Annotated in this window: 22 protein-coding genes; 18 read left to right on the forward strand and 4 right to left on the reverse strand. The window is 65.6% G+C overall.

What is annotated here, in order from left to right; all coding sequences use genetic code 11:
- From HDG32_RS06415 to HDG32_RS06460, 10 genes are all read left to right on the forward strand, one after another.
- Window positions 1-1515 carry an efflux transporter outer membrane subunit gene (locus HDG32_RS06415; RefSeq protein WP_184064526.1) on the forward strand — a complete coding sequence of 505 codons (1515 nt, stop codon included), beginning with the start codon at window positions 1-3 and terminating at the stop codon, window positions 1513-1515.
- Window positions 1512-2792 carry a paraquat-inducible protein A gene (locus HDG32_RS06420; protein ID WP_184064532.1) on the forward strand — a complete coding sequence of 427 codons (1281 nt, stop codon included), beginning with the start codon at window positions 1512-1514 and terminating at the stop codon, window positions 2790-2792. The genes HDG32_RS06415 and HDG32_RS06420 overlap by 4 nt, the downstream gene beginning before the upstream one ends.
- Complete coding sequence (locus tag HDG32_RS06425; RefSeq protein ID WP_184064535.1) at window positions 2776-4389, forward strand: MlaD family protein; 1614 nt, start codon at window positions 2776-2778, stop codon at window positions 4387-4389. The genes HDG32_RS06420 and HDG32_RS06425 overlap by 17 nt, the downstream gene beginning before the upstream one ends.
- Window positions 4386-4997 (forward strand): membrane integrity-associated transporter subunit PqiC, encoded by a 612-nt coding sequence (locus tag HDG32_RS06430; protein WP_260336042.1) that lies wholly within the window; start codon window positions 4386-4388, stop codon window positions 4995-4997. The genes HDG32_RS06425 and HDG32_RS06430 overlap by 4 nt, the downstream gene beginning before the upstream one ends.
- Before the next feature lie 178 nt (window positions 4998-5175).
- Complete coding sequence (locus HDG32_RS06435; RefSeq protein ID WP_184064538.1) at window positions 5176-7512, forward strand: DUF3141 domain-containing protein; 2337 nt, start codon at window positions 5176-5178, stop codon at window positions 7510-7512.
- 94 nt (window positions 7513-7606) lie between these two features.
- Entirely contained in the window at window positions 7607-8596 is a 990-nt protein-coding gene (locus tag HDG32_RS06440; protein WP_184064541.1) for a phosphate acetyltransferase, read from the forward strand.
- Between the two features lie 4 nt (window positions 8597-8600).
- Window positions 8601-9776 (forward strand): acetate/propionate family kinase, encoded by a 1176-nt coding sequence (locus HDG32_RS06445; protein ID WP_184064546.1) that lies wholly within the window; start codon window positions 8601-8603, stop codon window positions 9774-9776.
- A 12-nt stretch (window positions 9777-9788) separates the two neighbouring features.
- A complete protein-coding gene (gene fabI / locus HDG32_RS06450; protein ID WP_184064549.1) occupies window positions 9789-10571 on the forward strand; it encodes an enoyl-ACP reductase FabI in 783 nt (260 codons plus the stop codon).
- A 20-nt stretch (window positions 10572-10591) separates the two neighbouring features.
- On the forward strand, window positions 10592-10849 hold the full coding sequence (locus HDG32_RS06455) for an RNA-binding protein (protein ID WP_184006824.1): 258 nt from the start codon (window positions 10592-10594) through the stop codon (window positions 10847-10849).
- A 19-nt stretch (window positions 10850-10868) separates the two neighbouring features.
- Entirely contained in the window at window positions 10869-11888 is a 1020-nt protein-coding gene (locus tag HDG32_RS06460; RefSeq protein WP_184064552.1) for a hypothetical protein, read from the forward strand.
- 15 nt (window positions 11889-11903) lie between these two features.
- Here HDG32_RS06460 and HDG32_RS06465 read toward each other — a convergent pair whose 3' ends face one another.
- Both HDG32_RS06465 and HDG32_RS06470 read right to left on the reverse strand, forming a co-directional pair.
- A complete protein-coding gene (locus HDG32_RS06465; RefSeq protein ID WP_184064555.1) occupies window positions 11904-12491 on the reverse strand; it encodes a hypothetical protein in 588 nt (195 codons plus the stop codon).
- A gap of 18 nt (window positions 12492-12509) precedes the next feature.
- Window positions 12510-12983 carry a glycine zipper family protein gene (locus HDG32_RS06470; protein ID WP_090810400.1) on the reverse strand — a complete coding sequence of 158 codons (474 nt, stop codon included), beginning with the start codon at window positions 12981-12983 and terminating at the stop codon, window positions 12510-12512.
- Window positions 12984-13382: 399 nt separating this feature from the next.
- Between HDG32_RS06470 and HDG32_RS06475 the strand changes: the two genes are divergently transcribed.
- From HDG32_RS06475 to HDG32_RS06510, 8 genes are all read left to right on the forward strand, one after another.
- Window positions 13383-14786 (forward strand): DUF3300 domain-containing protein, encoded by a 1404-nt coding sequence (locus HDG32_RS06475; RefSeq protein ID WP_260336054.1) that lies wholly within the window; start codon window positions 13383-13385, stop codon window positions 14784-14786.
- A gap of 9 nt (window positions 14787-14795) precedes the next feature.
- Window positions 14796-15755: a DUF2950 domain-containing protein gene (locus tag HDG32_RS06480; protein ID WP_184064562.1), complete on the forward strand. Its 960-nt coding sequence runs from the start codon at window positions 14796-14798 to the stop codon at window positions 15753-15755.
- An 82-nt stretch (window positions 15756-15837) separates the two neighbouring features.
- On the forward strand, window positions 15838-17589 hold the full coding sequence (locus HDG32_RS06485) for a SulP family inorganic anion transporter (protein WP_184064565.1): 1752 nt from the start codon (window positions 15838-15840) through the stop codon (window positions 17587-17589).
- A 16-nt stretch (window positions 17590-17605) separates the two neighbouring features.
- Window positions 17606-18034, forward strand: coding sequence for an RT0821/Lpp0805 family surface protein (locus HDG32_RS06490; RefSeq protein WP_184032431.1), 429 nt, complete (start codon window positions 17606-17608; stop codon window positions 18032-18034).
- Between the two features lie 135 nt (window positions 18035-18169).
- On the forward strand, window positions 18170-19042 hold the full coding sequence (locus HDG32_RS06495; protein WP_184064568.1) for a VOC family protein: 873 nt from the start codon (window positions 18170-18172) through the stop codon (window positions 19040-19042).
- Window positions 19043-19402: 360 nt separating this feature from the next.
- Entirely contained in the window at window positions 19403-21136 is a 1734-nt protein-coding gene (locus HDG32_RS06500; RefSeq protein ID WP_184064572.1) for a PQQ-dependent dehydrogenase, methanol/ethanol family, read from the forward strand.
- Window positions 21133-21753: a cytochrome c gene (locus tag HDG32_RS06505; RefSeq protein WP_184064575.1), complete on the forward strand. Its 621-nt coding sequence runs from the start codon at window positions 21133-21135 to the stop codon at window positions 21751-21753. The genes HDG32_RS06500 and HDG32_RS06505 overlap by 4 nt, the downstream gene beginning before the upstream one ends.
- Window positions 21754-21768: 15 nt before the next feature.
- The gene (locus HDG32_RS06510; protein ID WP_184064578.1) at window positions 21769-22431 is read left to right on the forward strand and encodes an ankyrin repeat domain-containing protein; all 663 of its coding nucleotides are present in this window, start codon (window positions 21769-21771) and stop codon (window positions 22429-22431) included.
- Window positions 22432-22440: 9 nt separating this feature from the next.
- Here HDG32_RS06510 and gph read toward each other — a convergent pair whose 3' ends face one another.
- Window positions 22441-23133, reverse strand: coding sequence for a phosphoglycolate phosphatase (gene gph / locus HDG32_RS06515; protein WP_184064581.1), 693 nt, complete (start codon window positions 23131-23133; stop codon window positions 22441-22443).
- The gene (locus HDG32_RS06520) at window positions 23124-23945 is read right to left on the reverse strand and encodes an HAD family hydrolase (RefSeq protein WP_184064584.1); all 822 of its coding nucleotides are present in this window, start codon (window positions 23943-23945) and stop codon (window positions 23124-23126) included. The genes gph and HDG32_RS06520 overlap by 10 nt, the downstream gene beginning before the upstream one ends.
- Window positions 23946-23953: the final 8 nt, after the last annotated feature.

Here is a 23953-nt window from a genome sequence, read left to right on the forward strand (position 1 = left end):
ATGCACGGCACGGCACCGGCGCGTTTGCTCGCATCCGTCATGCTGCTCGCGCTGAGCGGATGCCTGCTAGGCCCCAACTACCAGCGCCCGGCGGTCGACGTGCCGGCCACTTATCGTTTCGCCCAGGGCGAGGCCGCGGGCATCGCCAACCCCGTGTGGTGGGAGCAGTTTCAGGACCCGGTGCTCGATCAGCTGATCGCCGCCGCGCTGCAGGACAATCGCGACGTGAAGGTCGCGGCCGCGCGCGTCGACGAGTTTCGCGGGCAGTTCGTGACCACGCGCTCCGGGCTGTTCCCGCAGCTTTCGGCAGGCGCCGACGCGTCGCGTCAACGGGTCTCGCAGGACGAAGGCGTGCCGGTGCCGAAGGGCGTGAGCCCCGTCTACAACCAGTTCGACGCGACGCTGGCGGTGTCCTGGGAAGTCGATCTGTTCGGCAAGGTGCGCCGGGAAACCGAGGCGGCACGCGCGAATCTGCTCGCAAGCGAAGAGGGCCGCCGCGCCACGATTCTGACGCTGGTGAGCTCGGTCGCGTCGGCCTACATCAATCTGCGCAGTCTGGACCGGCAGCTGGTGATCGCGAAGGAGACCGTGCAAAGCCGCGCGGAATCGGTGCGCGTGTTCGAGGCGCGCTTCCGCTACGGCGAGGTCTCGCAGATGGAACTCGCGCAAAGCCAGTCGGAGTATCAAGCCGCGCAAGTCACGATTCCGCAGCTCGAAGCGCAGATCGCCCAGCAGGAAGACGCGTTGTCGGTGTTGATCGGCAGGAATCCCGGCGCGATACTGCGCGGCCGCGAGCTGTCGCAGATGGGCACGCCGCCGATTCCCGAGGGGCTGCCGTCCGATCTGCTCGAACGCCGTCCCGACCTGCTGGAGGCCGAGCAGACGCTGGTCGCGCAAAACGCGCTGATCGGGGCGGCGCGCGCGCTGTACTTCCCGTCGATTTCGCTGACCGGGCTGTTCGGTTCGGTCAGCGCGCAGTTCTCGAATCTGTTCACCGGCCCGGCGCGCGTGTGGTCGTTTGCCGGCAGCGTCACGCAGCCGATCTTCACGGCGGGCAACATCACCGGCCAGGTGCACCAGGCCGAAGCGCGCCAGCAGGAATCGCTGTACTCGTACGAAAAGGCGATCCAGGTCGCGTTCCAGGAGGTCGAGGACGCGCTCATCTCCGTGCAGAAGACGCATCAGGCACTCGATGCGCAAAACCTCCAGGTCGAGGCGCTGCACACCTATGCGCACCTCGCGCGGCAGCGCTACGAAGGCGGCTATACGAGCTACATCGAAGTGCTCGATGCGGAGCGCAGCCTGTTCAACGCGCAACTGAACTATGCGCAAACTCAAGGCGCGGTGCTGGCCTCGTATGTCACGCTCTACAAGGCGACGGGCGGTGGCTGGGTGGCCGAGGCGGAAAAACTGACGGCGCCGCCGCCCGCGCCGCAAAACTCGCCGGCGATGGCGCCGGTCTCGCAGAACGCGCCCGCGCCGGCTGGAACGTCGGGTGCAGTGGAGGCGAGATGACGGGTAACGAGCTGATTGCGTGCGAAGAGTGCGACCTGCTTCAGCTCGGCGCGCCGCCCGCCGCCGGCAATGCGTTGCGCTGCCGGCGTTGCCGCGCGGAGTTGAGGCGCGGACGCTCGAACGGGCCGGAGTATGCGCTCGCATTCTCGTGCGCGTCCGCGGTGCTGCTCGTGATCTCGAACGTGTTTCCGATCGTCGGTCTGTCGCTGAACGGCCATGTCGTGCAGACGACGCTCGCGGGTTCGGTGCGCATGCTGTACAGCCACGGCTCGTGGCCGCTCGCCTTGCTGGTCGGCCTGACGACGATCGTCACGCCGGTGCTGCAAACCGCGGCGATGCTGTGGCTGCTGCTGCCGCTGCGCTTCGGGCGCGTGCCGTGGCGGCCGGCCGAGTGCTTTCGTGTGTTTCAGCTCGCGCGGCCGTGGGGCATGACCGAGGTGCTGATCCTCGGCTTGCTGGTCGCGCTGGTCAAGCTCGCGCACATCGCCAAGGTGGTGCCGGGCACCGCGCTGTGGTCGTTCATCGCGCTGATGCTGCTGCTCGCGGCCGCGGCGGCGACGTTCGATCCGCATGAGGTGTGGGCGCGCATCACGGCAGCGCGTGGCGCGCAGGCGTGGCAGTTGCCGCCGATCCGCGTGCGCCGCAACGCCATCACGGCGTCTGCCTACGGGCTCGTGCTGTGCGAAGAATGCGGCCTGCTGCTCAAGCAGCCCAGCGGCGCGGACAAGCACGTCTGTCCGCGCTGCAAGGCGCCGTTGCACCAGCGCAAGCCCGCGAGCCTGTCGCGCACGTGGGCGTATCTGGTGGCCGCGATGGTGCTCTACATTCCGGCCAACGTGCTGCCCGTGATGGACACGAGTTCGCTGTTCGGCACGCAGAAGGACACGATCATGAGCGGAGTGGTCTATCTGTGGGTATCGGGCTCCTGGCCGCTTGCGCTGCTCGTGTTCATCGCGAGCATCGTCGTGCCGATGCTGAAGATTCTCGGCATCGGGTATCTCGCGCTGTCGACGCAGCTTCGTTGGCAATGGCTGCCCGGGCAGCGCACGCGGATCTATCGCCTGATCGAGCTGATCGGTCGCTGGTCGATGCTCGACATCTACGTGATCACGATGCTGGTCGCGCTGGTGCAGTTCCAGGCGCTGGCGACGATCAAGGCGGGGCCGGCGGCGATCGCGTTCGGCGCGGTCGTCGTGCTGACCTTGCTCGCCTCGATGGCGTTCGATCCGCGCCTGATGTGGGACGCTTTGGAGACCGAACGTGTCCACTCCGACTGAAGAGCCCGAGCTGCCCGCCGCTGAGCCGGTGCCGCGCTCGCGCTGGCGGATGCAACTGGTCTGGCTCGTGCCGATCGTGGCGATCCTGATCGGCGGTTGGCTAGCGGTGAAGGCGGTGATGGAGCGCGGCGAGCAGATCAGCATCAGCTTCAAGACCGGCGACGGTCTCGAAGCAGGCAAGACCAAGCTCAAGTTCAAGGACGTCGATATCGGTGTGGTCGAAGCGGTCTCGCTGACGCCGGACCACAAGCGCGTGGTGGCCAAGGCCGAGGTGACGCGCGACGTGTCGGACCTGCTCGTCGACAACACGCGCTTCTGGGTCGTGCGTCCGCGCATTTCGGGCGGTACGGTGTCGGGGCTCGGCACGCTGCTGTCGGGCTCGTATATCGACGTCGACGTCGGCAATTCGCCAAAAGCGCGCCGCAGTTTCGTCGGCCTCGAGGAGCCCCCCGTGATCGCGAGCGACGTGCCGGGGCACGAGTACACGTTGCACGGCACGGGACTCGGCTCGCTCGACGTGGGTACGCCCGTGTTTTTCCGCAGAATTCAGGTGGGCCAGGTCGCGTCGTACCAGTTGGACCCCGACGGCCGCGGCGTCACGGTGAAGGTGTTCGTCAACGCGCCGTATGACCGCTTCGTCAGAACCGACACGCGCTTCTGGCACGCCAGCGGTGTCGATATGGCGTTCGACAGCAGCGGCTTGCGCGTCGAAACGCAGTCGATCGTGTCGATCATCATCGGCGGGATCGCGTTCGAATCGCCGCCCGATTCACAGGTAGAGACGAGCGCCGATACCAGCACCCGGTTCGAGCTGTACACCACGCGCGCCGACGCGATGAAGATGCACGATCGCATCGTCGTCAAATACGTGGTGAACTTCACGGATTCGGTGCGCGGTCTGACAGTTGGCGCGCCGGTCGATTTCCGCGGCGTCGAAATCGGCGAAGTGACGGCGCTCTACACGCGCTTCGATCCGGACACCCGCCGCTTCAGCAGTCCGGTCGAGATCAATATCTATCCGGAGCGGTTCACGTCGCGCTATCAGAACGACGGCGCCGGCGGACACCTCACCGACGACCCGCGCGGTCTCGCGAACTATCTGGTCGAGCACGGCTTCCGCTTCCAGCTGAGAACCGGCAATCTGCTGACCGGCCAGCAGTATCTCGCGCTCGACTATTTCCCCGACGCGCCGAAGGCGTCGATCGACTGGAGCAAGACGCCGCCCGAAATGCCCGCGATTCCGCGCACGCTGCAATCGCTGCAGGAATCGGTCACGCGACTGCTCGCCAAGATCAACAACATACCGTTCGAGGATATCGGCAAGGACGCGCGCTCGACGCTGCGCACCACCAACGCGATGCTCGGGCAGCTCAACACGCAGGTCGTGCCGAAAGCGCGCGACACGCTGCTGTCCGCGCAATCGACGCTCGATTCCGCGAATGCCGCGCTGCAGCCCGACTCGTCGCTGCAGCAATCGACGGAGGACGCAATGCGTGAATTGACTCGCACCGCTGCCTCGCTGCGCACGCTGGCCGACTATCTGGCGCAGCATCCGGAATCGCTCGTGCGCGGCAAGTCCGAGGACAAGAAGCCATGACAGATGCGATGGGCCGCTTTATAAGCCGCCTCGCGGCCGGCCTGATGCTCGTGCTCGCCGGCGCTCTGCTCGGCGCCTGCAAGTCGCCGGCGACGAACTTCTACACGCTGAGCCCGGACGATTCGTTGAGCAGCACCGGCGCGAGCCGGCCGATTACGGCGGTGATCGGTCCGGTCACGATACCCGAGATCGTGGACCGGCCGCAGATCGTGACGCGGATCGCTAACAACGAGGTCGCGGTCAACGAATTCGACCGCTGGGCGCAGCCGCTCGGTGGCGACATCGGCCGCGTGATCGCGGCCGATCTCGGCGCGCTGCTGAACTCGCAGCAGATTTCGGTATTCGATGCGGTACGCGATCCGTCCGTCGTCTGGCGCGTGCGGATCGACGTGATGCGCTTCGAGTCCGTGCCGGGGCGCGACGTCACCGTCGACGTGCTGTGGACCGTGCGGCCGCCCGGCAAGGTCCGCGCCGTCACCGGCCGCTCGGTTGCGCGCGAGAGCGTGTCCGGTCCCGGATTCGAGCCGATCATCGCCGCCTACGATCGCGCGCTCGCCTCGGTGAGCCGCGATATCGCCGCAGCGGTGCAGGCGAACCCCATTCAATGAGACGTCGCGCTGCGTCACGTCCACACGCGCCGCGCCCGAACCCGTGCGCTGCACCGGGTCGCGCGCATAATAAGACCTTGGTCCGATTGCTAGAGCTCTGGGTCAACTCCACGATTCAATCGATGCACGGCGCGTGCTTCGGCACCGATCGTGACGCGCACCTTTCAGGAGTCTTCCGATGGACGCTGAAACGCTGTTGTCACAAAGCCAGGACATTGCCTCGAAAATCACCCACGTGCTGCAGAAGCGCACGCAAATCGCCCAGCGGCATCTGAATGAACGGGTCACCGAAACGCTGGGGCTCGATCACGATGGTGCCCCGACCGCAAGCGCGATGCCCGCGCCGTTCGATCCGCTCAGTGCGTGGCAATACACGGTAGATGCCGCGCAGCGCTCGCTGCTGTTCTGGGACACGCTGTACCGGCGCGGCAACGAGTTCGTCGAACGCAGCGTCAGCGGTCCCACGCCGGTGCTGCATTTCGAGTACGACATGGTGCTGGACGGCCGCACGTTCGAACGGCCGGTCAACTATGCGCTGCTGCAACTTCGTCCGCTCGAAGGCGTGGGCGTGGACGTGCGCAAACGCCCGTATCTGATCATCGATCCGCGCGCGGGGCACGGCCCCGGCATTGGCGGCTTCAAGGACGATTCGCAGGCGGGCATCGCGCTGCGCGCGGGCTATCCCGTCTACTTCGTGGTGTTCTTTCGCGACCCCGAGCCCGGTCAGACCCTGCTCGACGTGTGCAACGCCGAGCAGCTATTCGTGCGCAAGGTGCGCGCGCTGCATCCCGACAGTCCGAAGCCCGCGATCATCGGCAATTGCCAGGGCGGCTGGGCGGCGATGATGCTCGCCAGCTCCGACCCCGAGGAGACCGGCCCGATCGTCATCAACGGTGCGCCGATGTCGTACTGGAGCGCGGCCTGGAGCGAAGGCGAGGGCGACAACCCGATGCGTTACGCGGGCGGCATGCTGGGCGGCGCGTGGCTCGCGTCGTACGCGGCGGATCTCGGCAACGGCAAGTTCGACGGCGCGTATCTGGTGGAGAACTTCGAAAACCTGAACCCGGCCAACACGTTCTGGGACAAGTACTACCACCTGTTCTCGAACGTCGATACCGAGCCGCCACGCTTTCTGGAATTCGAGCGCTGGTGGGGCAGCTACTACCTGATGAATCGCGAGGAGATCGAATGGATCACGCGCAACCTGTTCGTCGGCAACAAGCTGTGGTCGGGCGGAGTGACGAACAGCAGCGGCCAGGCTTTCGATCTGCGTGAAATCCGCTCGCCGATCATCCTGTTCGCGTCGATGGGCGACAACATCACGCCGCCTCAACAGGCGTTCAACTGGGTCGCGGACCTGTACGGCAGCACCGAGGAGATCAAGGCGCGCGGCCAGGTGATCGTCGGTCTGACGCACCAGAACATCGGGCATCTGGGCATTTTCGTGTCCGGGAAAGTCGCGAAGAAGGAGCACAAGCAGATCATGTCCGTGCTCGAGACCATCGAAACCTTTCCGCCGGGACTCTACGGCATGACCATCAACGAGGCCAGCAACGCGGCCGGAGAGATCGAATACGAAGTCGAATTTCACGAGCGGCGGCTCGAGGAGATTTCTGCGCGTTACAACCGCTTCGGCCGCATCGACGAAAAGCCGTTCGAAGCGGTCGCCGCGGTGTCCAATCTGAATCAGCGCATGTATGAACTGCTCGCGCAGCCGTTCGTGCAGGCGATGTCGAACGAAACGAGCGCCCGCCTGCTGCGCCAGTTTCATCCGCTGCGCTGGCAGCGCTGGGCCGTGTCCGCGATGAACCCGTGGCTTGGCTGGCTGCCGGCGGCCGCGCAGTCGGTTCGTGAGAATCGCCAGCGGGCCGCCGCCGATAACCCGTGGAGCAAGCTCGAACACAACGGCTCGCAAATGATCAGCGCGTCGCTGGACTATTACCGCGCGATGCGCGACGCGGGGACCGAGGCCAGCTTCTTCAGCGTGTACGCGAATCTGTATGCGACGTATCTGAGCAAGCCGACCGCCGATGGCGTGGCCGCGCAAGCCGGCGCGATCGATCCGCGCGAGCTGCCGTTCGTGCGCACGGCGTTGCAGGCGATCGGCGACGGCGGCTACACGGAGGCGCTCGCGCGCGCGGCCTATCTGTTGTCGCGCAAGGGCGGGTCGTTGCCGCTCGCGCGCCTGGAGATGCGCAAGGAGATCGCCGAAAGTTACGCGGAGTACCTGCCCGACGTCAGCCCCGATCACTGGCGGCGGATCCGGGGCGAGCAGGAAATCATCGTCAGCTTCGAACCGGACGAGGCGATAGCCACGCTGCCGAAGCTGCTTTCCCACAGCGAGGACCGCGAGCGCTTTCTACAACTGCTCGACAAGCTGGCGAGCGACGAGCGCGTGTTGAACACCGCGCCCGACGCCGCGCAAAAGGAGGCGTTCGAACGCCTCCGCGCGGTGCTGGGTTCGGGCGTGAGCCGCAAGCGCAACGCACGTTTGCCGGACCCCACTCGCACGTGAGCAACTGGCGCGATGCGCGGCAGGACGCAAGCGTGACGGAACCGTGTGCACAGCGCCCGTACGCACGGCGCCCGTATGCACGGCTTCCGTCAGCATGGCGTGCCACGCGTCACGAATCCAACGCACCGTACACACGAGGAATACGCAGATGGAAAAGCACGCGAAGTATCAGCGTCTGATCGATTTCTGCCGGACGCTGCCGGCGATGCCGACAGCGGTCGCGCATCCGTGCGACCAGAGTTCGCTCAATGGCGCGGTCGAAGCAGCCGGGATGGGACTGATCGCGCCGCTGCTGGTCGGGCCGCGCGCGCGCATCGAAGCGATTTCCGCCGAACACGGCATCGACATTTCGAACTTCACGATCGTCGATGCGCCGCATAGCCATGCCGCCGCGGCGGCAGCCGTGCAACTGGTGCGCGAAGGCAAGGCGGAGGCCCTGATGAAAGGCAGCCTGCATACGGACGAGCTGATGGCCGAGGTGATTCGCCGTGACACCGGCCTGCGCACCGAGCGGCGCATCAGCCATTGCTTCGTGATGGACGTGCCCGGGTACGAGAACGCGCTGATCATCACCGACGCCGCGATCAACATCTTGCCGACGCTCGAAGAGAAGGTCGACATCCTCCAGAACGCGATCGATCTCGGGCACGCGCTGAAATTTGACGAAGTCCGCGTGGCGATCCTGTCCGCGACCGAGAGCGTCAATCCGAAAATTCCATCGACGGTGGAAGCGGCGGCGCTGTGCAAGATGGTGGACCGCGGGCAGATCACCGGCGGGCTCGTCGACGGTCCGCTCGCACTCGACAACGCGATCAGCATCGAAGCCATGCGCATCAAGCAGATCGAGTCGCGGGTGGCCGGTCGCGCCAATGTATTGATGGTGCCGGACCTCGAAGCGGGCAACATGCTCGCGAAAAGCCTGTCGTTTCTCGCCGGCGCGGACGCGGCGGGCATCGTGCTCGGCGCGCGCGTGCCGATCATTCTGACGAGCCGCGCGGATTCTCTGTCGACGCGTCTCGCGTCGTGCGCGGTCGCCGCGTTGGTGGCCAAGGCACGGCGCGAGGCCGCCAAGGTGGTCGGGTGACGTCATGGCGGATGTGATCCTCGTATTGAACGCAGGTTCGTCGAGCCTCAAGTTCAGCGCCTTCGACGCGCAACAAGCGCAACTCGAGCTCATTTTGCGCGGTCAGATCGAAGCGCTCTACACGAGCCCGCGTTTTCGCGTGACGGACCGCGACGGTAATGCCAGCTCGCACGAATGGGGCGATGGCCACCGGCTCGGCCATCAGGGCGCGATCGAATATCTGGGCGGTTTTTTGCACGACCACGGCGGCGGCAATCAACTGAAGGCGGTCGGGCATCGCGTCGTGCACGGCGGGCAGCGCTTTGCCGGCCCCGTCCTCGCGACCTCCGAGGTGATCGACCAGCTGGACAGCCTGAGCCCGCTCGCGCCGCTGCATCAGCCGCATAACCTGACCCCGATCCGCATCCTCGCGCAGCTGCGTCCCGACCTTCCACAGGTCGCGTGCTTCGACACCACGTTTCATCGCACGCAGACCGAGACCGCGCAGGCCTATGCGCTGCCCCCGTCGATTACCGACCACGGCGTGCGGCGCTACGGTTTTCACGGGCTCTCGTACGAATACATCGCGAGCGTGCTGCCGGAGATCGCACCGGCCGCGGCGGCGGGGCGCACCGTCGTCGCGCATCTGGGCAACGGCGCGAGCATGTGCGCGATGGTCGCAGGCAAGAGCGTGGCGAGCACGATGGGCTTCACGGCGGTGGAAGGCCTGCCGATGGGCACGCGTTGCGGCAGCCTCGACCCCGGCGTGATGCTCTATCTGCTCGACGAGCTGAAGATGGATACGCAGTCGATCGCGGACCTCATTTACAAGGGCTCGGGGCTGCTCGGCATGTCGGGCATCTCGGGCGACATGCGCGTGCTGCTCGGCAGCAACGACCCGCGTGCCCGCTTTGCGATCGACGTCTACACCTACCGCATCGGGCGCGAACTCGGCAGTCTCGCCGCGGCGATGCAAGGTCTCGACGCACTGGTGCTGACGGCCGGCATCGGCGAGCACGCCGTCGCGATCCGCGAGCGCATCGTGCGCGATGCCGCGTGGCTCGGCGCCGAACTCGACGAAGCGGCCAATCGGGCGGGCGGCCCGCTGATCACCCGCGCCTCGAGCAGGCTGCCGGTCTGGGTCGTGCCCACCAACGAGGAACTGATGATCGCCCGCCATACGCGCGCTGTCGCCCCATAGAGGAGTTTCACCATGTCTGTCGAGCAACCGAATTTGATTCTGCGAGGAGCGAAGGCCCTCGTGACCGGCGTCGCCAACGAGCATTCGATTGCGTACGGATGCGCGAAGGCGTTTCACGACCTCGGCGCGAGCGTTGCGCTCACCTATGCGAACGCCAAGGCGGCTCCATATGTGGAACCGATCGCCAAAGCACTCGAGGCCGAGATCTTCATGCCGCTCGACGTAACGGGCGAGGACGAAATGGAGGCCGTGTTCGAGCGGATCGAGAAGACATGGGGAAGCCTCGATATTCTCGTTCACGCCGTTGCATGGGCACCGAAAGCGGATCTGCAGGGCGGCTTGCTGCAATCGTCGCGCGAGGGCTTCCTGAGCGCGATGGACATCTCCTGCCATTCGTTCGTGCGGATGGCGCGCCTCGCCGCGCCGCTAATGAAAGACGGCGGCACCATGCTGACGATGAGCTACTACGGCGCGAACAAGGTCGTGCCGAACTACAACCTGATGGGCCCCGTCAAGGCGGCGCTCGAAGCCTGCGCGCGCTATCTGGCGTTCGAGCTGGGACCGAGGGGCATCCGCGTGCACGCGATTTCTCCCGGGCCGCTGCAGACCCGCGCCGCTTCGGGCCTGAAGGATTTCGAGCTGCTGCTCAACGAAGCGGTGCAGCGCGCGCCGCTCGGCGAACTCGTCGACATCATGGATGTCGGCTATACCTGTGCGTTTCTGGCCACGCCGTATGCCCGGCGGGTGTCCGGTTCTACCTTGTATATCGACGGCGGATTGAACATCGTCGCATAGGGTCTGGAGGAGTAAGCATCATGGCTGAACTGTTTCTTGGAAACGTCGAGGAAAGCGTCTCCGACGAAGAGATCGGCGAGTTCCTGATTCGCTACGGGTTCCCGCGCTTCAGCTCGATCCAGCGGGTGCACGGCACGGGCTCGCGGCCAGGCGCGGTGGTCGTCTTCGACGACGTGCCCACGGACGGGCTGCGCATACTGCAAAACCGCGTCCATAACCTGTTCTGGAAGAACCACACGATCGTCGCGCAGCTGCTGCCGGAGCGCGACGAATCGTGACGGGCGACGGGAGCCGGGCATGGGTCTGCTGTCGCGGTGGCTGACCAGGCGCAACGCTTCCGAAGAGAGCGACGATCAGCAGACGAAGGAAATCGTCGAGCGGATCGTCGGGCTCTGTCCGTCGTTGCGGCTCGCGCGCAATTATGCGTCGCGCCTGCGGCCCGCCGTGCAACACACGACCGCCTATCTGCTCCGGCTCGCCGATGAAGTGCCGCCGACGCGCGAAGCGAACGCGGCGGCGTGGGCGACAGACCCGTATATCCACGCCTTTTTCGCCACACCCGACGACGTCTGCCCGGTCTTCAACCGCTCACACGAGCTGAACACGTTCTTCAGCGACCATCCCGCTGCCGATCAGGTATTCGCGGTGCTCGGCATGGCCATGGACGAGCGGCGTATTTTCGGCGTCGGGCAACACGGCGAAACGACGCAAACCGATCTCGCGCAGACGACCATCAACTTCAGCGATCACCAGGTGCGCGTGTGCGAAGAATCCGAAGCCGCGTTGCGGCGCCAAATCGTGTTGCGGATCGTCGATCAGCTCGTGCTCGAAGCGCTCGGCAAGATCGAGGCCGACACCTCGCGGCAGGACAAATTGCAACGCGAAAGGGCGCTGCTGAAAACGCGCCTGACGATTCTCGAACGGCAGGGGGCGGGCGTGCGCTCGCTGCTTGGTAGCGACGCGACGTCGAATTACGCGGAAGTGGCGAAGCTGCAGGCGCAGATCGAAGAGAACGATCAGGCTCTGGCGCAGTTGGGCCTGAAGACAGAGGCGCTGGAGCGGCATCTCGACGTGATGTGCGGTGTACTGGGGGCGCCGGATGCGCATTTCTACGTGCGCAAGAGCATGTACCGGCTCGACCGGATGAACGTCGTCCTGGAAGAGGGAGATACGCGGCCCGCGCACGAAATCGAGTTTCGCCTTGCGCGTCTGCCGGCGAGTCCCAATGCGATACGGGTTTTCTCGACGGTGCGTTTTCGACGCGCGGACTTTACGCCTCCCCTCAGCGGCCTCGCGCAAGCGCACCGCCTGATCTGACGCGAGCCATGCTCGCTATTTGCCGGCGACCGGCTCCACGGAGATGGCCACGGCCTCGGTATAGACCGCTTGCATCTGGTCGCCTTTTTTGATCCGCTTGAGCTGTTCGGGATCCTGCACGACCAGATCCACCGTATTGCCTTGCGGGCCTTTCAGCGTGACCACGCCGCTCTGGTGATTGACCGCGATGACGTTAGCCATGATCGTGACTTCGCGCGAGGCCGAGCCGCCGGGTTTCGCGCCCGCCGGTGTGCGAGCGAGCGTCTGCGTTTCGTTGGCGGTCAGCGGCGCGTTGCCTTTTTTCAGCATGATGGTCAGAGCCTGCGAATACTCGGCCTTGACCACGTCGCCGACCTTGATCTGATCGAAGTTGCGCGCTTCCTCGCCGACCACGACCTGCACGACCTTGCCCTTCGGGTCCTTGAGCAAGACGGTGCGCGTTGCCGGCTCGATGCCGACGACCGTCGCGGTCGTTTTGACCGTGCCCGACACGGTGACTTTGCCGGGCTCGCTCTTGACCGTGACGGGTGCCTCCGTCTGAGCGAACCCCGTATTCGCGACACACACGAGCGCCGCCGCGATGATCAGTTTGCGGTTAATCATTCTGCTCTCCTTGCGCGATCAATTGACCGTGTAACCCCGCCCCGACATGCAGGCGGCGAAAGCGCGATTGAACGTGTCCATCGAGCCCTGCGTTTGCGCCTGCGATTGTGTCGCGGCCGCGCGCCGGTTCTGCCGCGCGCGCGACCCGCCGACCATCGTGCCGGTCGCCGCGCCGATCGCCGCGCCCTTGCCGGCGTCGCCCGCAATCGCGCCGATGATCGCGCCGCCGGCCGCGCCGCGCGCGGCGCCCTGCACGCGCTCGCCGCCTCCCACCGCGGGGCCGGAAGGCGGGGGCGGGGCATTGGCGACCATGGTCGGGTCGATGCCGGTATTGCTCTTCGCCCACGAATAGCAGGCGCCTTCGTCCTGCTGCTGTTGCTGCGGGCTTTGCCCTCGGGCCGGATAGGCAATCGGCCTCGATTGCGCCAGGCCTTCCAGCGATAGCGACGCGCTCAACGCGGCGATCACGGCATATTTCGTAGACTTGTTCACGACAGCTCCTTGCGTGGGTACACGCGGGTGCGAGTCGCCGGCTGCCTGTTTGCTCAGGCGTTAGGGCGCCACCGGCACCCGTGAATGGGAATTCCGGTGGGACCGGTTGCCGCGCGGTGGATGCGCAGCAATGGCAGGTTCGCGTTCATCATGGTGTCGCGGGCCTGTCGCGCGCAATCGGACCAAGGTCGTATTTGCAATTTCGTCCATGGTTTCCAAACTGTATTCATGCAACAGGTGCAGGTCTTTTTCATTGCTTCGGACAACTGTCTGTCAAAGATCATGGCCATGCAGCCCGGGGCCGCTGACGAAGCGCAAGGGGAAGCATCGATGGACCGCGATTCGCGTGCTCGTACACGCATCATCCCGTTTGCAACGGCGCTCGACAGGCGCAGGCGCATGCCGGCACTCGACGACGAGGCGAAGCGCGCGCGACGCATCAGCCATGTACTGGGCGCCGCGCTTCTGGCGTGCTGCGGCGCGTTCTCCACTGCGGTGTCGCTGGCGCAGGCGCCGGCCGCGAACGCCCCGGCGAACGCGGCCCCGAACGCACCCGTTTCCGCGGCGACGCTCGACCAGCTCGTCGGACCGATCGCGCTATATCCGGACGATCTGATCGCGATCATTCTTCCTGCCTCAACCTATCCCGTCGAAATCGTGCAGGCCGATCGCTTTCTCGATCAGTACAAAAACAACAAGTCGCTGAAGCTCAACGACGCGTGGCACGATCCGGTGAAGGCGCTGCTGAATTACCCCGACATCGTCAAGAACATGAGCACCGATCTCGACTGGACGATCGATCTCGGCGAGGCCGTCGTTGCCGATCAGGGCTCGGTGCTCGAAGCGATTCAGCGCTTCCGGCGGCAAACGCAGTCGGCGGGGCATCTGAAATCCGACGACAAGCAGGTCGTGGTCGTCGAGAAGGAAGTGATCAAGATCCAGCCGGCCGATCCGCAGGTGATCTACGTGCCGCAGTACAACCCGCAGACCATCGTGGTGGCCAGCGCGCCCGTGACCTACGCCTACGCGCCCACGCCCTATCCGGCCTACTACTATCCGTACGCGCCCGGCGCCGCGCTCGCGACGGGGCTGATCTGGGGCGCGGCGATTACCGCCGCCTGGAACGGCGGGCACTATGAAACGCATTACGGAGGCGGCGGCAACAACAACATCAACATCAACCGCGAAAGAAACGTCGAGCGCGGCGATAGAACCGTCGAGCGCGGCGATAGGAACGTCGAGCGCGGCAATATCAACACGGGCGACATCAACCGCGGCGGTGGTCGCGGGCAGGGAGGGGGCACCTCCGCGTGGACCTCGGACAAGAAGCCGGGCCAGGTCAGCGGTATCTCGGATCGCTCGGCGCGCACGCAACGGGTCGGCGATCCGCCGTCGCGCGGCGGCGGCGCGGGTGCAGGCACGGGCGCGGGCGGTGGGTTGGCGGGCGGCAACCGGGGCGGCGCGGGCGGCGGCGCAAACTATGCAGGTGGCGGCGCGGGTGGCGGCGCCGGCGCAAACTTCGCGGGCGGCGGTGCTGGCGCGCAAGGGCGGCCGCAGCCGTCCCAGCGTCCGACGGCGTCGGCGGGCACACGCGAGGTGAGCCAGCGCGCGTCGCCTGGGGGCGGCGGCGATGCGTTCAGCGGCTACGGCTCGGCGCGCGCCGCGCAAGCCAACAGCGCGCGCGGCGCGGCGAGCCGTCAATCGACGCGTGGCGGCGGATACTCCGGTGGTGGCGGTGGTGGATTCTCGCCGCGGGCCGGCGGTGGTGGTGGCGGTGGCGGCCGCGGCGGCGGACGGCGATAAGGAGCAGCCATGAGCGGGCAAAGCATCACCGGAAAGCGCGCACGCGACGATTCGCGGCGACGTGTGGCCACATTGCGCCGGCTGTGCGCGATGGTGCTCGCGCTGTCGGTTCCGTTGGCCGCGCTCGCCGCGGGGCAGCGCACTTTCGCCACCCCGGAAGACGCGGTTGCCGCGCTGTCCAGCGCACTGAAGACCGACGACGAAGCGTCGCTCGTCGCGATCTTCGGCGAAGCGCACAAGAGCCTCGTGGTATCGCCGGATCAGGCGGAGAACGAGGCGAACTGGGCCAAGGCGAGCAAGGAGATCGAGGCCTATCACGTGCTCGACGACAGGGGACCGAACCGGCGGATTCTGCTGGTCGGCGACGAGGCGTGGCCGATGCCGATACCGATCGTCAAAGAGGACGGCACCTGGCGCTTCGCCACCGAGCAGGGAGAAGAAGAACTGATCAATCGACGGATCGGCGCCAACGAACTCGAAGCGATCAAGGTGCTGCACGCTTATATCGGCGCGCAGCGTCAATACGCGTCGCGCGACCGCAACCACGACGGCCTGCTCGAATACGCGCAGAAGCTGGCCAGCACACCCGGCAAGCAGGACGGTCTCTACTGGCACAGCGACGAAAACAGCGACGAAGAAGAGAGTCCGTTCGGCCCGCTCGTCGCCGCGAGTTCCGAATATCTGAAAGGCCACGCGGCGGGCGATCCTTACCGCGGCTACCATTTCCACATCCTGACGCGGCAGGGCAAGAACGCGCCGGGCGGCGCGTTCAGCTACGTGATCAACGGCCACATGATCGCGGGTTTCGCGATGGTCGCTTATCCGGCGCAGTACGGCACGAGCGGCGTGATGACCTTCGTGGTCAGCAACAACGGCGTCATCTACCAGAAGGACCGTGGCGCGCACGCGCCGCCCGTGACCGAGTTCAATCCGGATCATACGTGGCAGCGCGTCAAGGATTCGCTCTGAGCCGCTCCGGGTCGGCTGAGGCGATGGCCGTACAGCGCGCCCGTGCTTCCGTCAGGTCCGCTTCCGTACTCGAGGCGCTACGTTGAACCATCCACCCAGCGTCACCGGCCGCGCGTCTTCCACGCCACCCGCGCGCGGGTGGCGCTCCGCGTTTCCTCCCGCGCAGTGGCTGCGAAGCTATCAGCCTCGATGGCTCGCGAAGGACGCGGTCGCCGGCGTGACGCTCGCGGCTTATGGGATTCCGGTATCGCTCGCCTATGCGTCGCTCGCCGGCTTGCCGCCGCAATACGGCATCTACGGCTATCTGGTCGGCGGCCTCTGTTATGCGCTGTTCGGCTCGTCGCGCCAGCTCGCGATCGGCCCGACCTCGGCGATCTCGATGCTCGTCGGCGTGACGCTCGTGCCGATGGCCGGGGGCGACCCGTCGCGCTGGGCTTCGATCGCGGCGCTCACGTCCGTGCTGATCGCGTGCATGTGCGTGATCGGCTGGCTGCTGCGCTTGAGTTCGCTCGTCAGCTTCATCAGCGAGACGATCCTGCTCGGCTTCAAGGCGGGCGCCGCGCTGACGATCGCGATGACCCAGCTGCCGAAGCTGTTCGGGGTGAAAGGCGGCGGCGAATTCTTCTTCGAACGGATCGCCGTGCTGTGGGGGCAGCTTCCGCTGACCAACCTCGGCGTGCTCGGTTTCGGCCTCGTTTGCACCGCGTTGCTGCTGCTCGGCGAAAAGCTTTTGCCGGGGCGTCCGGTGGCGCTCGCCGTCGTCGCGGCCTCCATCGTCGTGTTGTCCGTCACGCCGCTGGCCAGCCGCGGCTTCACGCTCGTGGGCGCGCTGCCTCAGGGCTTGCCTGAATTCCGTCTGCCCGGGCTGCGGCTGCGCGATGTCGACGGCATCGTTCCGCTGGCGTTCGCGTGCCTGTTGCTGGCATACGTCGAGAGCGTTTCGGCCGCGCGCGCGCTCGCGCAGGCACATGGTTACGAGATCGACGCCCGCCAGGAATTGCTGGGTCTTGGCGCAGCCAATCTGGCCGCGGGATTATTCCAGGCTTTCCCGGTTGCGGGAGGGCTTTCGCAATCGTCGGTGAACGACAAGGCCGGCGCGAAAAGCGCGCTTGCGCTGGTATTCGCGTCGTTCGCGATCGGCTTCTGTCTGATGTTCCTCACCGGACTGCTCGCGAATCTGCCCAACGTCGTGCTGGCGGCGATCGTGCTCGTGGCCGTGAAGGGCCTCGTCGACGTCGGCGAACTGCGTCATGTGTGGCGCGTGAGCCGCTTCGAATTCGCGATTTCGATGGTGGCGTTCGCGGCGGTGCTGTTGTTGGGCATCCTGAAGGGCGTCATCGTCGCGGTGCTCGTGTCGATGCTGCTGATCATCCACCGCGCCGCGCATCCGCATGTCGCGATGCTCGGGCGTATTCCCGGCACGCGCTATTTCTCGGATCTCGAACGTCATGCCGAGAACGAGACGATTGCGCATGTGCTGGCGGTGCGTGTCGAGGCGTCGTTGCTGTACTTCAACTGCGAGCACGTGCGCGAGACGATCTGGCGCATGATCCACACCGCACCCGCACCGGTCCGGCTCGTGATTTGCGACCTGTCCGCATCGGCGGTCGTCGATCTGGCGGGCGCGCGCATGCTCGAAGCGATGCACGGCGCGCTGGAGGCCGCGGGCGCCGCGATGAAGGTCGTCGGCGCGCACGCGGACGTGCGCGACATGCTGCGCGCCGAGGGGCTCGAAGTTCGTGTCGGCCACATCGGCCGACGCGGCTCGGTGGCCGACGTCGTCGATGCATTCCAGCAAAACGGCGATTTCGCGGACGACGCGAATCGCGGATGAACTCGAGGAGAAACCCATGTCACGTCAATTTCGTCCTGGCGCAGGCGCGCCCGCACTCGACGCCGCGTACGCCCACACGATCAGGCAGTGGCTTGCGGCAGCGGCGCTGCTCGCCAGCCCAATGTTGTGTTACGCAGCGAACCTGAACTTTCTGAAAGACACGCCCGTTACTTACATGCGCGAGGCCGACCGTAAAGCGCTCAACGACGCGGCGCAAAAGGCGCTCGATACAAAAAAGGATGGCGAATCGTACGAGTGGAGCAATGCGGGCACCGGCAATTCCGTGTCGATCAAGGGCACGGTGACGCCGCAGGACACGACGAAGGACGGCGATCGAACCTGCCGGACCGCGACGCTGACCGCGGTCGCGAAAGGACAGACCCAAACGTGGACGCCGATCGTCTGCAAAACCGGCAATGGGCCGTGGAAGATTCTGCGGCAATAAGCATATGCGTGCCGCTTCATACGCCTCTGAACATGGCGGCGCCGCCACGCCGCCCGAGTTGCACGAGCACGAACCATCTGCCCTGTTGATGCATAATTTGTCCAGCGTTTCGCGGCTCATGCACAAGGCAAACACATGGAACACTCTTACGCTAACGACGATACCGGCAATCTGGTCCTGCTCGAACACGTCAACCTGAAAATCCCCAACCAGATTCTCGCGACCGCCTTCTACGTCACCGGCCTTGGGCTCACGCGCGATCCGTTCGTGATGACCGGGGTCGAGAATATGTGGATCAACGTCGGCCGGTCGCAGATTCACTTGCCGCACGGGGCGGCGCAACGTCTGCGCGGCAGTGTCGGTCTCGTGGTCGGCGAGCTCGAAGCGCTGGCGAGGCGGCTGCGCTCGGTCGAACCGCTGCTCGCCGGCACCGCGTTCGGCTGGACGGAGCGCGCAGGCAGTGTCGAAGTGACGTGTCCGTGGGGCAACCGCTACGAGTGCCTCGATCCTCTCAATCGATCCGCGTCGGCTCCGTGGTCGGAAATCGATCTGGGCATCGCGTTCGTGAAGATGGACGTGCCGGTCGGCAGCGCGTTGCCTATCGCGCGCTTCTACCGCGATATGTTCGATGCGACCGTCGACATCGAAGAGAAGCATGGATTGCACCGTGCGGTGATCGATATCGGCACGCATCAGCAACTGCTGTACGCGGAAACGACCCAGCCCATTCCTGCATACGACGGACACCACATCGCCATTTACACCGCTGCTTTTTCGGGGCCGTTCACACGGCTCGCCGAAAAAGGTCTGGCATATGGAGAAGAGCCGCATCAATACCGGTTTGCCGACCTGCTCGATCTGTCATCCGGAGAGCGTTGCTTCCGGCTCGAACACGAAGTACGGAGCCTGCATCACCCACTTTACGCGCGCCCGCTGGTGAACCGGAATCCGGAACAGACCAACCGGAACTATCAGCGGGGGGCCGATTCGCGCGGCGGCCGGTTCTGATCAGCTCAACGAGCGGCCGCAACGCGAAGCGACCCAGGTGAAAACGCCACGACCAGGGCGGCGGTCAGCGACCACAACGGTGCACGCTGATCGCTCGCCACTCCTTAGCGATTTAATCTAGAAAATCCACAACACATCGCCTACCCTTAATCGAGCCGGTTTGCCGCGGACCCGTGCATCACTTCTCCCCTCTCTGCGAAGCCGACCCATCCTGACAAAGCTAACAACGATTCGAAGTCGTACGCTTTTGTTGTCTGCGAGGGTTGCGCCATCGTGCTCTTTCACGCTGTCGTCCGCGTGGATCCATGTCGCACTCCTGCGCTGCAATTCATAGGAACAATAAAAAGCTAGGAGACGCTCATGCCATTCAACCGTATTCAGGGAATTGTCGGCCTGCCACTGCTCGCCATCGCGTTCGGCGTGCCCGCGGCTCATGCCGCCGACGAAGTACAGAACAGCTCGACCACCACCGCCGCGCCGGTGCCATCGACGCTTCAGCCCGTGACCCAGGATCAGCTCGATCGCGCCGGCAGCATGACGTCGGTCTGGCTCCATCCGAACGGCTCGTACGCGCAGACGCGCTATTACCCCGGCTCGCAGATCAACCGGACGAACGTCGCGAAGCTCAGACCGGCGTTCATCTTCCAGACGGCCGTCAACGAGTCGATGGAAACGGCGCCGATCGTGAAGGACGGCGTGATGTTCCTGACCACGTCGTTCGATCACGTATACGCGATCGATGCGACGACGGGCAAAGAGTTCTGGCATTACAAGCACAAGATGGGTCCGGTCACGACGTTCTGTTGCGGGCCGAACAATCGTGGCGTCGCGATTTCGGGTGACCGGCTCTATATGGGCACGCTCGACTCCAAGCTCGTCGCGCTCGACGCCAAAACCGGCAACGTGCTGTGGCAAAGCCAGATCGCCAGTCCCGACGAGGGCTACTCGGAAACGATGGCGCCGACGGTCGTCGACGGCAAGGTGCTGATCGGCACGAACGGCGGCGAGTACGGCATTCGCGGCTTCGTGAAGGCGTACGACGCGAATTCCGGCCAGTTGCTGTGGACCTTCTACACGATTCCGGAAACCGGCCAGGAAGGCGTGTGGGCCACCAAAGACGCCACCGGCCGCGACGAGAAGCGCGACATCGACGCGGAGAAGAAGCAGTTGGCCGACAAGGGCGGCGACTTCTACAAGACGCTCGGCGGCGGTGTGTGGATGACGCCGGCGGTCGACCGGAAAACGCACACGGTGTACTTCGTGGTCGGCAACCCGTCGCCGGACCTGTATGGCGCGATCCGGCCGGGAGACAACCTCTATACGGATTCGCTCGTCGCGATCGATCTCGACACCGGCAAGTACAAATGGCACTACCAGTACGTGCCGCACGACGTCTGGGACCTCGACGCGGTGAGCCCGCCGATCCTGATCGACGTGCGCGACAACGACGGCAAGATGATCCCCGGCATCGTGCATGCGGGCAAGACCGGTCACGTGTACGTGCATGATCGTGCGACCGGCCGGCTGATCCGCTTCTCGCAGGCGATGATTCCGCAGGAAAACATGTGGACCCTGCCGACTGCAGCCGGCGCGCGCATGCTGCCGGGCGCGAACGGCGGCGTCGAGTGGTCGCCGATCGCGTTCGATCCGCAAACGCGCCTCGTCTACGCGGCCAACCTGAATCAGCCGATGACGTACCAGGTCGAGGACGCCGCCTATCCGGGCGGCAGCAAGCTGTGGCTCGGCGGCGCCTTCAAGCTGATTCCGTCCGAGGCGCAATGGGGCAAGCTGTCGGCCGTCAACGTCGACACCGGCAAGATCGCGTGGGACTACAAGACCGACCAGCCGCTGATCGGCGGCGTACTTGCAACGGCGGGCGGTCTCGTGTTCAACGGCGAGGGCAACGGCCTGTTCCGCGCGTTCGATGCCGCCACCGGCAAGAAGCTGTGGGAGTTCCAGTGCGGCGCGGGCGTCAACGCGCCGGCCGTGTCGTACACGGTCAACGGCAAGCAGTACATCGCGGTCGCGGCGGGCGGCAATACGCAGATCGACTTCAAGCGCGGCAATAGCGTTGTCGTGTTCGCGGTGCCATGAGGCGGCCGGCGCTGCGGGGAGCGGCGGCGGTGGCGCGCGCTGCATGGGTGGTGCTGTTGTGCGGCGGGTTGATGGCCGCACGGCTGCCGACGGGCGCGCGCGCCGATGCCGAGGCGGGCAAGGCGAAAGCGCAGGTGTGCGCGGCCTGTCATGGGCCGATGGGCAATTCGACCAATCCGGACATTCCGATTCTGGCCGGGCAAAATGCGCGCTATCTGTATCTGGAACTGAAGGACTTCAAGCAGGGACGGCGCAGCCATCCGCCCATGTCGCCGATGGCGTCGGATTTATCGAGCGAGGACATGCAGGACATCGCCGACTACTTCGCCGCGCAGAAGCTCGTGCCAGTGCGGTTCAACGCCGATGGCGCGAGCATCGAAGCGGGCAGCAGGAAGGCCGCCGAGGTGCTGTGCACGATGTGCCATCAGGGCGGCTTCTCCGGGCAGAACGAGATTCCGCGCGTCGCCGGTCAGCAGTATCAGTACATCGTCAAGCAGTTGCAGGACTTTCGCTCGCACACGCGCACCAACGATGCGGGCAACATGGCCAGCGTGACGCGCAATCTGACCGACGAGGACATCCATCATCTGGCCGCTTATATCAACAATCTGCAGTAGCACGGGGAAGACACCATGACAGATATGTTCATTCGGCCGCTTGCGAGCGCTGTTCTGTTCGCTGCCGCATTCGGTGCCTGCGTGCCGGTGTTCGCGCAGGACCAGGGGGAAATCAACCGCCAATTGCTGGTAGCCGCGAAGGACGACGATCAGCAGTCGGTCGTCGCTGCGCTGCAGCGCGGCGCGTCGGTCGATGCGATGAACCGGATCGGCGACACCGCGCTCGTCACCGCGTGCAAGAAGGGCGATACGGCGATGGCGCGCACGCTGATCGAGCGCGGCGCGAACGTGCAGCATGCGAACGCGCCGGGCGATACACCGCTGATGGCCGCCGCCTACGGCGGCTTCGACGAGATCGTCGCGCTGCTGCTCGCGCATGGCGCCGAGCCGCTCGCGACCGATCGCGTCGGCAAGACCGCGATGGAATACGCTGCGGGCCAGGGGCAAACGAAGGTCGTCGGTCAGTTGCTCGATGCGGGCGTCGACGTGAACCGGACCTACAAGAACGATCTGACCGCGCTGATGTGGGCGGCGGGATACGATCGCGCGGAGACCGCCCAGTTGTTGCTCGCGCGCGGCGCGAACCGGTCGTTGAAGGACAATCGCGGGATGACGGCGAAAGATATCGCGGTGCAGACGAAGTCGGAGCGCGTCGCGGGGTTGTTGTCGGCGGGTTAACGGCTCGAATCACGCCCGCAATGCCGGCCGCGCTTGCGCCAGAATCGCCGGCAATGCCTCGAACGAATCGATCAGCGCGTCGCAGCGCGGCAGGTCGGCGCCGCTCGCGCTGCCATAGCCGTAGCTGACGATGAAGACCGGCAGAGCGGCCGCACGCGCCGCCGCGACATCGACCGATGAATCGCCGACCAGCACGCAACGTTCGGGCTCGACGTCGAGCAGCCGGCACGCGTGCCAAAGCGGCTCGGGCGACGGCTTCATGCTCGCCACGGTGTCGCCCCCGACCAGCACGTCCAGAAAAGCGGCAAGCCCAGTTTTGTCGAGCAGCGCCGCCGCCAGTGCCTGCGGCTTGTTGGTCACGCACGCGCAGCGGTACCCGTGCTGCTGCAACGCGCGCAGCCCGGCCATCACGCCAGGAAAAACCCGACTCAGCTTTGCGTTGGTCACCGCGTAGTGCCGCTCGAACACGGCCTGCGCGTGGTCCAGTTCGACGCGCTTGCCGAGGCCCGCCGCATCCAGCGAGCGTTGCACGAGCTTGCGCAGGCCGTTGCCGATGAAGCCGGCCACCCTGTCGTAAGGCAGCGGCGTGGCGCCGAAATCCGTCAGCATCAGGCCGGCAGCCGCGACGATGTCCGGCGCGGTATCGACCATCGTACCGTCGAGATCGATCAGGACAGCGTGGTAGTCGCGGTTCATTGCCATGACGCGCTCGCGCTCGCCTGGTCCGCGTTCAGTGCGCCGTGCGCAGCCGAATCGGGACGACGCGTGGCGTCTTGATGCCAGCGGCGCAGTGTCGCCAGATCCACCCAGCGATGCCATTCGCCGCGCACCATCGGAACGATCGGCGCGTGCGGATCGCCGAGATGAGGCAGCACGGCCAGCGCGCCATCGAAGTCCTCGCGCGCGGTAAAAGCGCTCGGCGTGACGACGACGGGCACGCACGCGGCGCGCGCTGCCAGCATGCCGTTGCGCGAGTCCTCGAAGGCGAGACAGGCCGCGGGCTGCAAGCCGAGCTGTTCGAGCACGTGGCGATAGACGTCGGGGGCGGGCTTTTTCGCCGGCGTGGTGCCGGCGTCGCCGATTGCCGCGAAGCGATGGCGCCAACTGGCGCCGAAATGCGCTTGCAGCAGCGCGTCAAGGTTGGCGGGAGTCGTGGTCGTCGCGATCGCCACGCGTAGACCGGCCTCGTTCGCCTCGTCGATCAGACGCGCGATGCCGGGTCGTAGCGGCACGCCGCGCTCGCGCATGCGCTCGGTGTAGTGGCGCGTTTTCAGCGCGTGCAGCGCGTCGACGGCCTCTCGCGCTCGCGGGCCCCCGGCTTCCTCGCACTCGAGCGTGCGCCAGTAATGCAGCAGACGCTCCTTGCCGCCCGCCACTTTCAGCAAGCTGGAATAGAGCGCTTCGTCCCAGAACCAGTCGAGGCCCGCTTCCGCGAACGCGGCGTTGAATGCGTGCAGATGAGCAGTCTCGGTGTCGGCGAGCGTGCCGTCGACGTCGAAGATGAGGGCTTGCATCGTGCGAT

It is taken from the genome of Paraburkholderia sp. CI2, assembly GCF_014201055.1.
Taxonomy (GTDB): Bacteria; Pseudomonadota; Gammaproteobacteria; order Burkholderiales; family Burkholderiaceae; genus Paraburkholderia; species Paraburkholderia tuberum.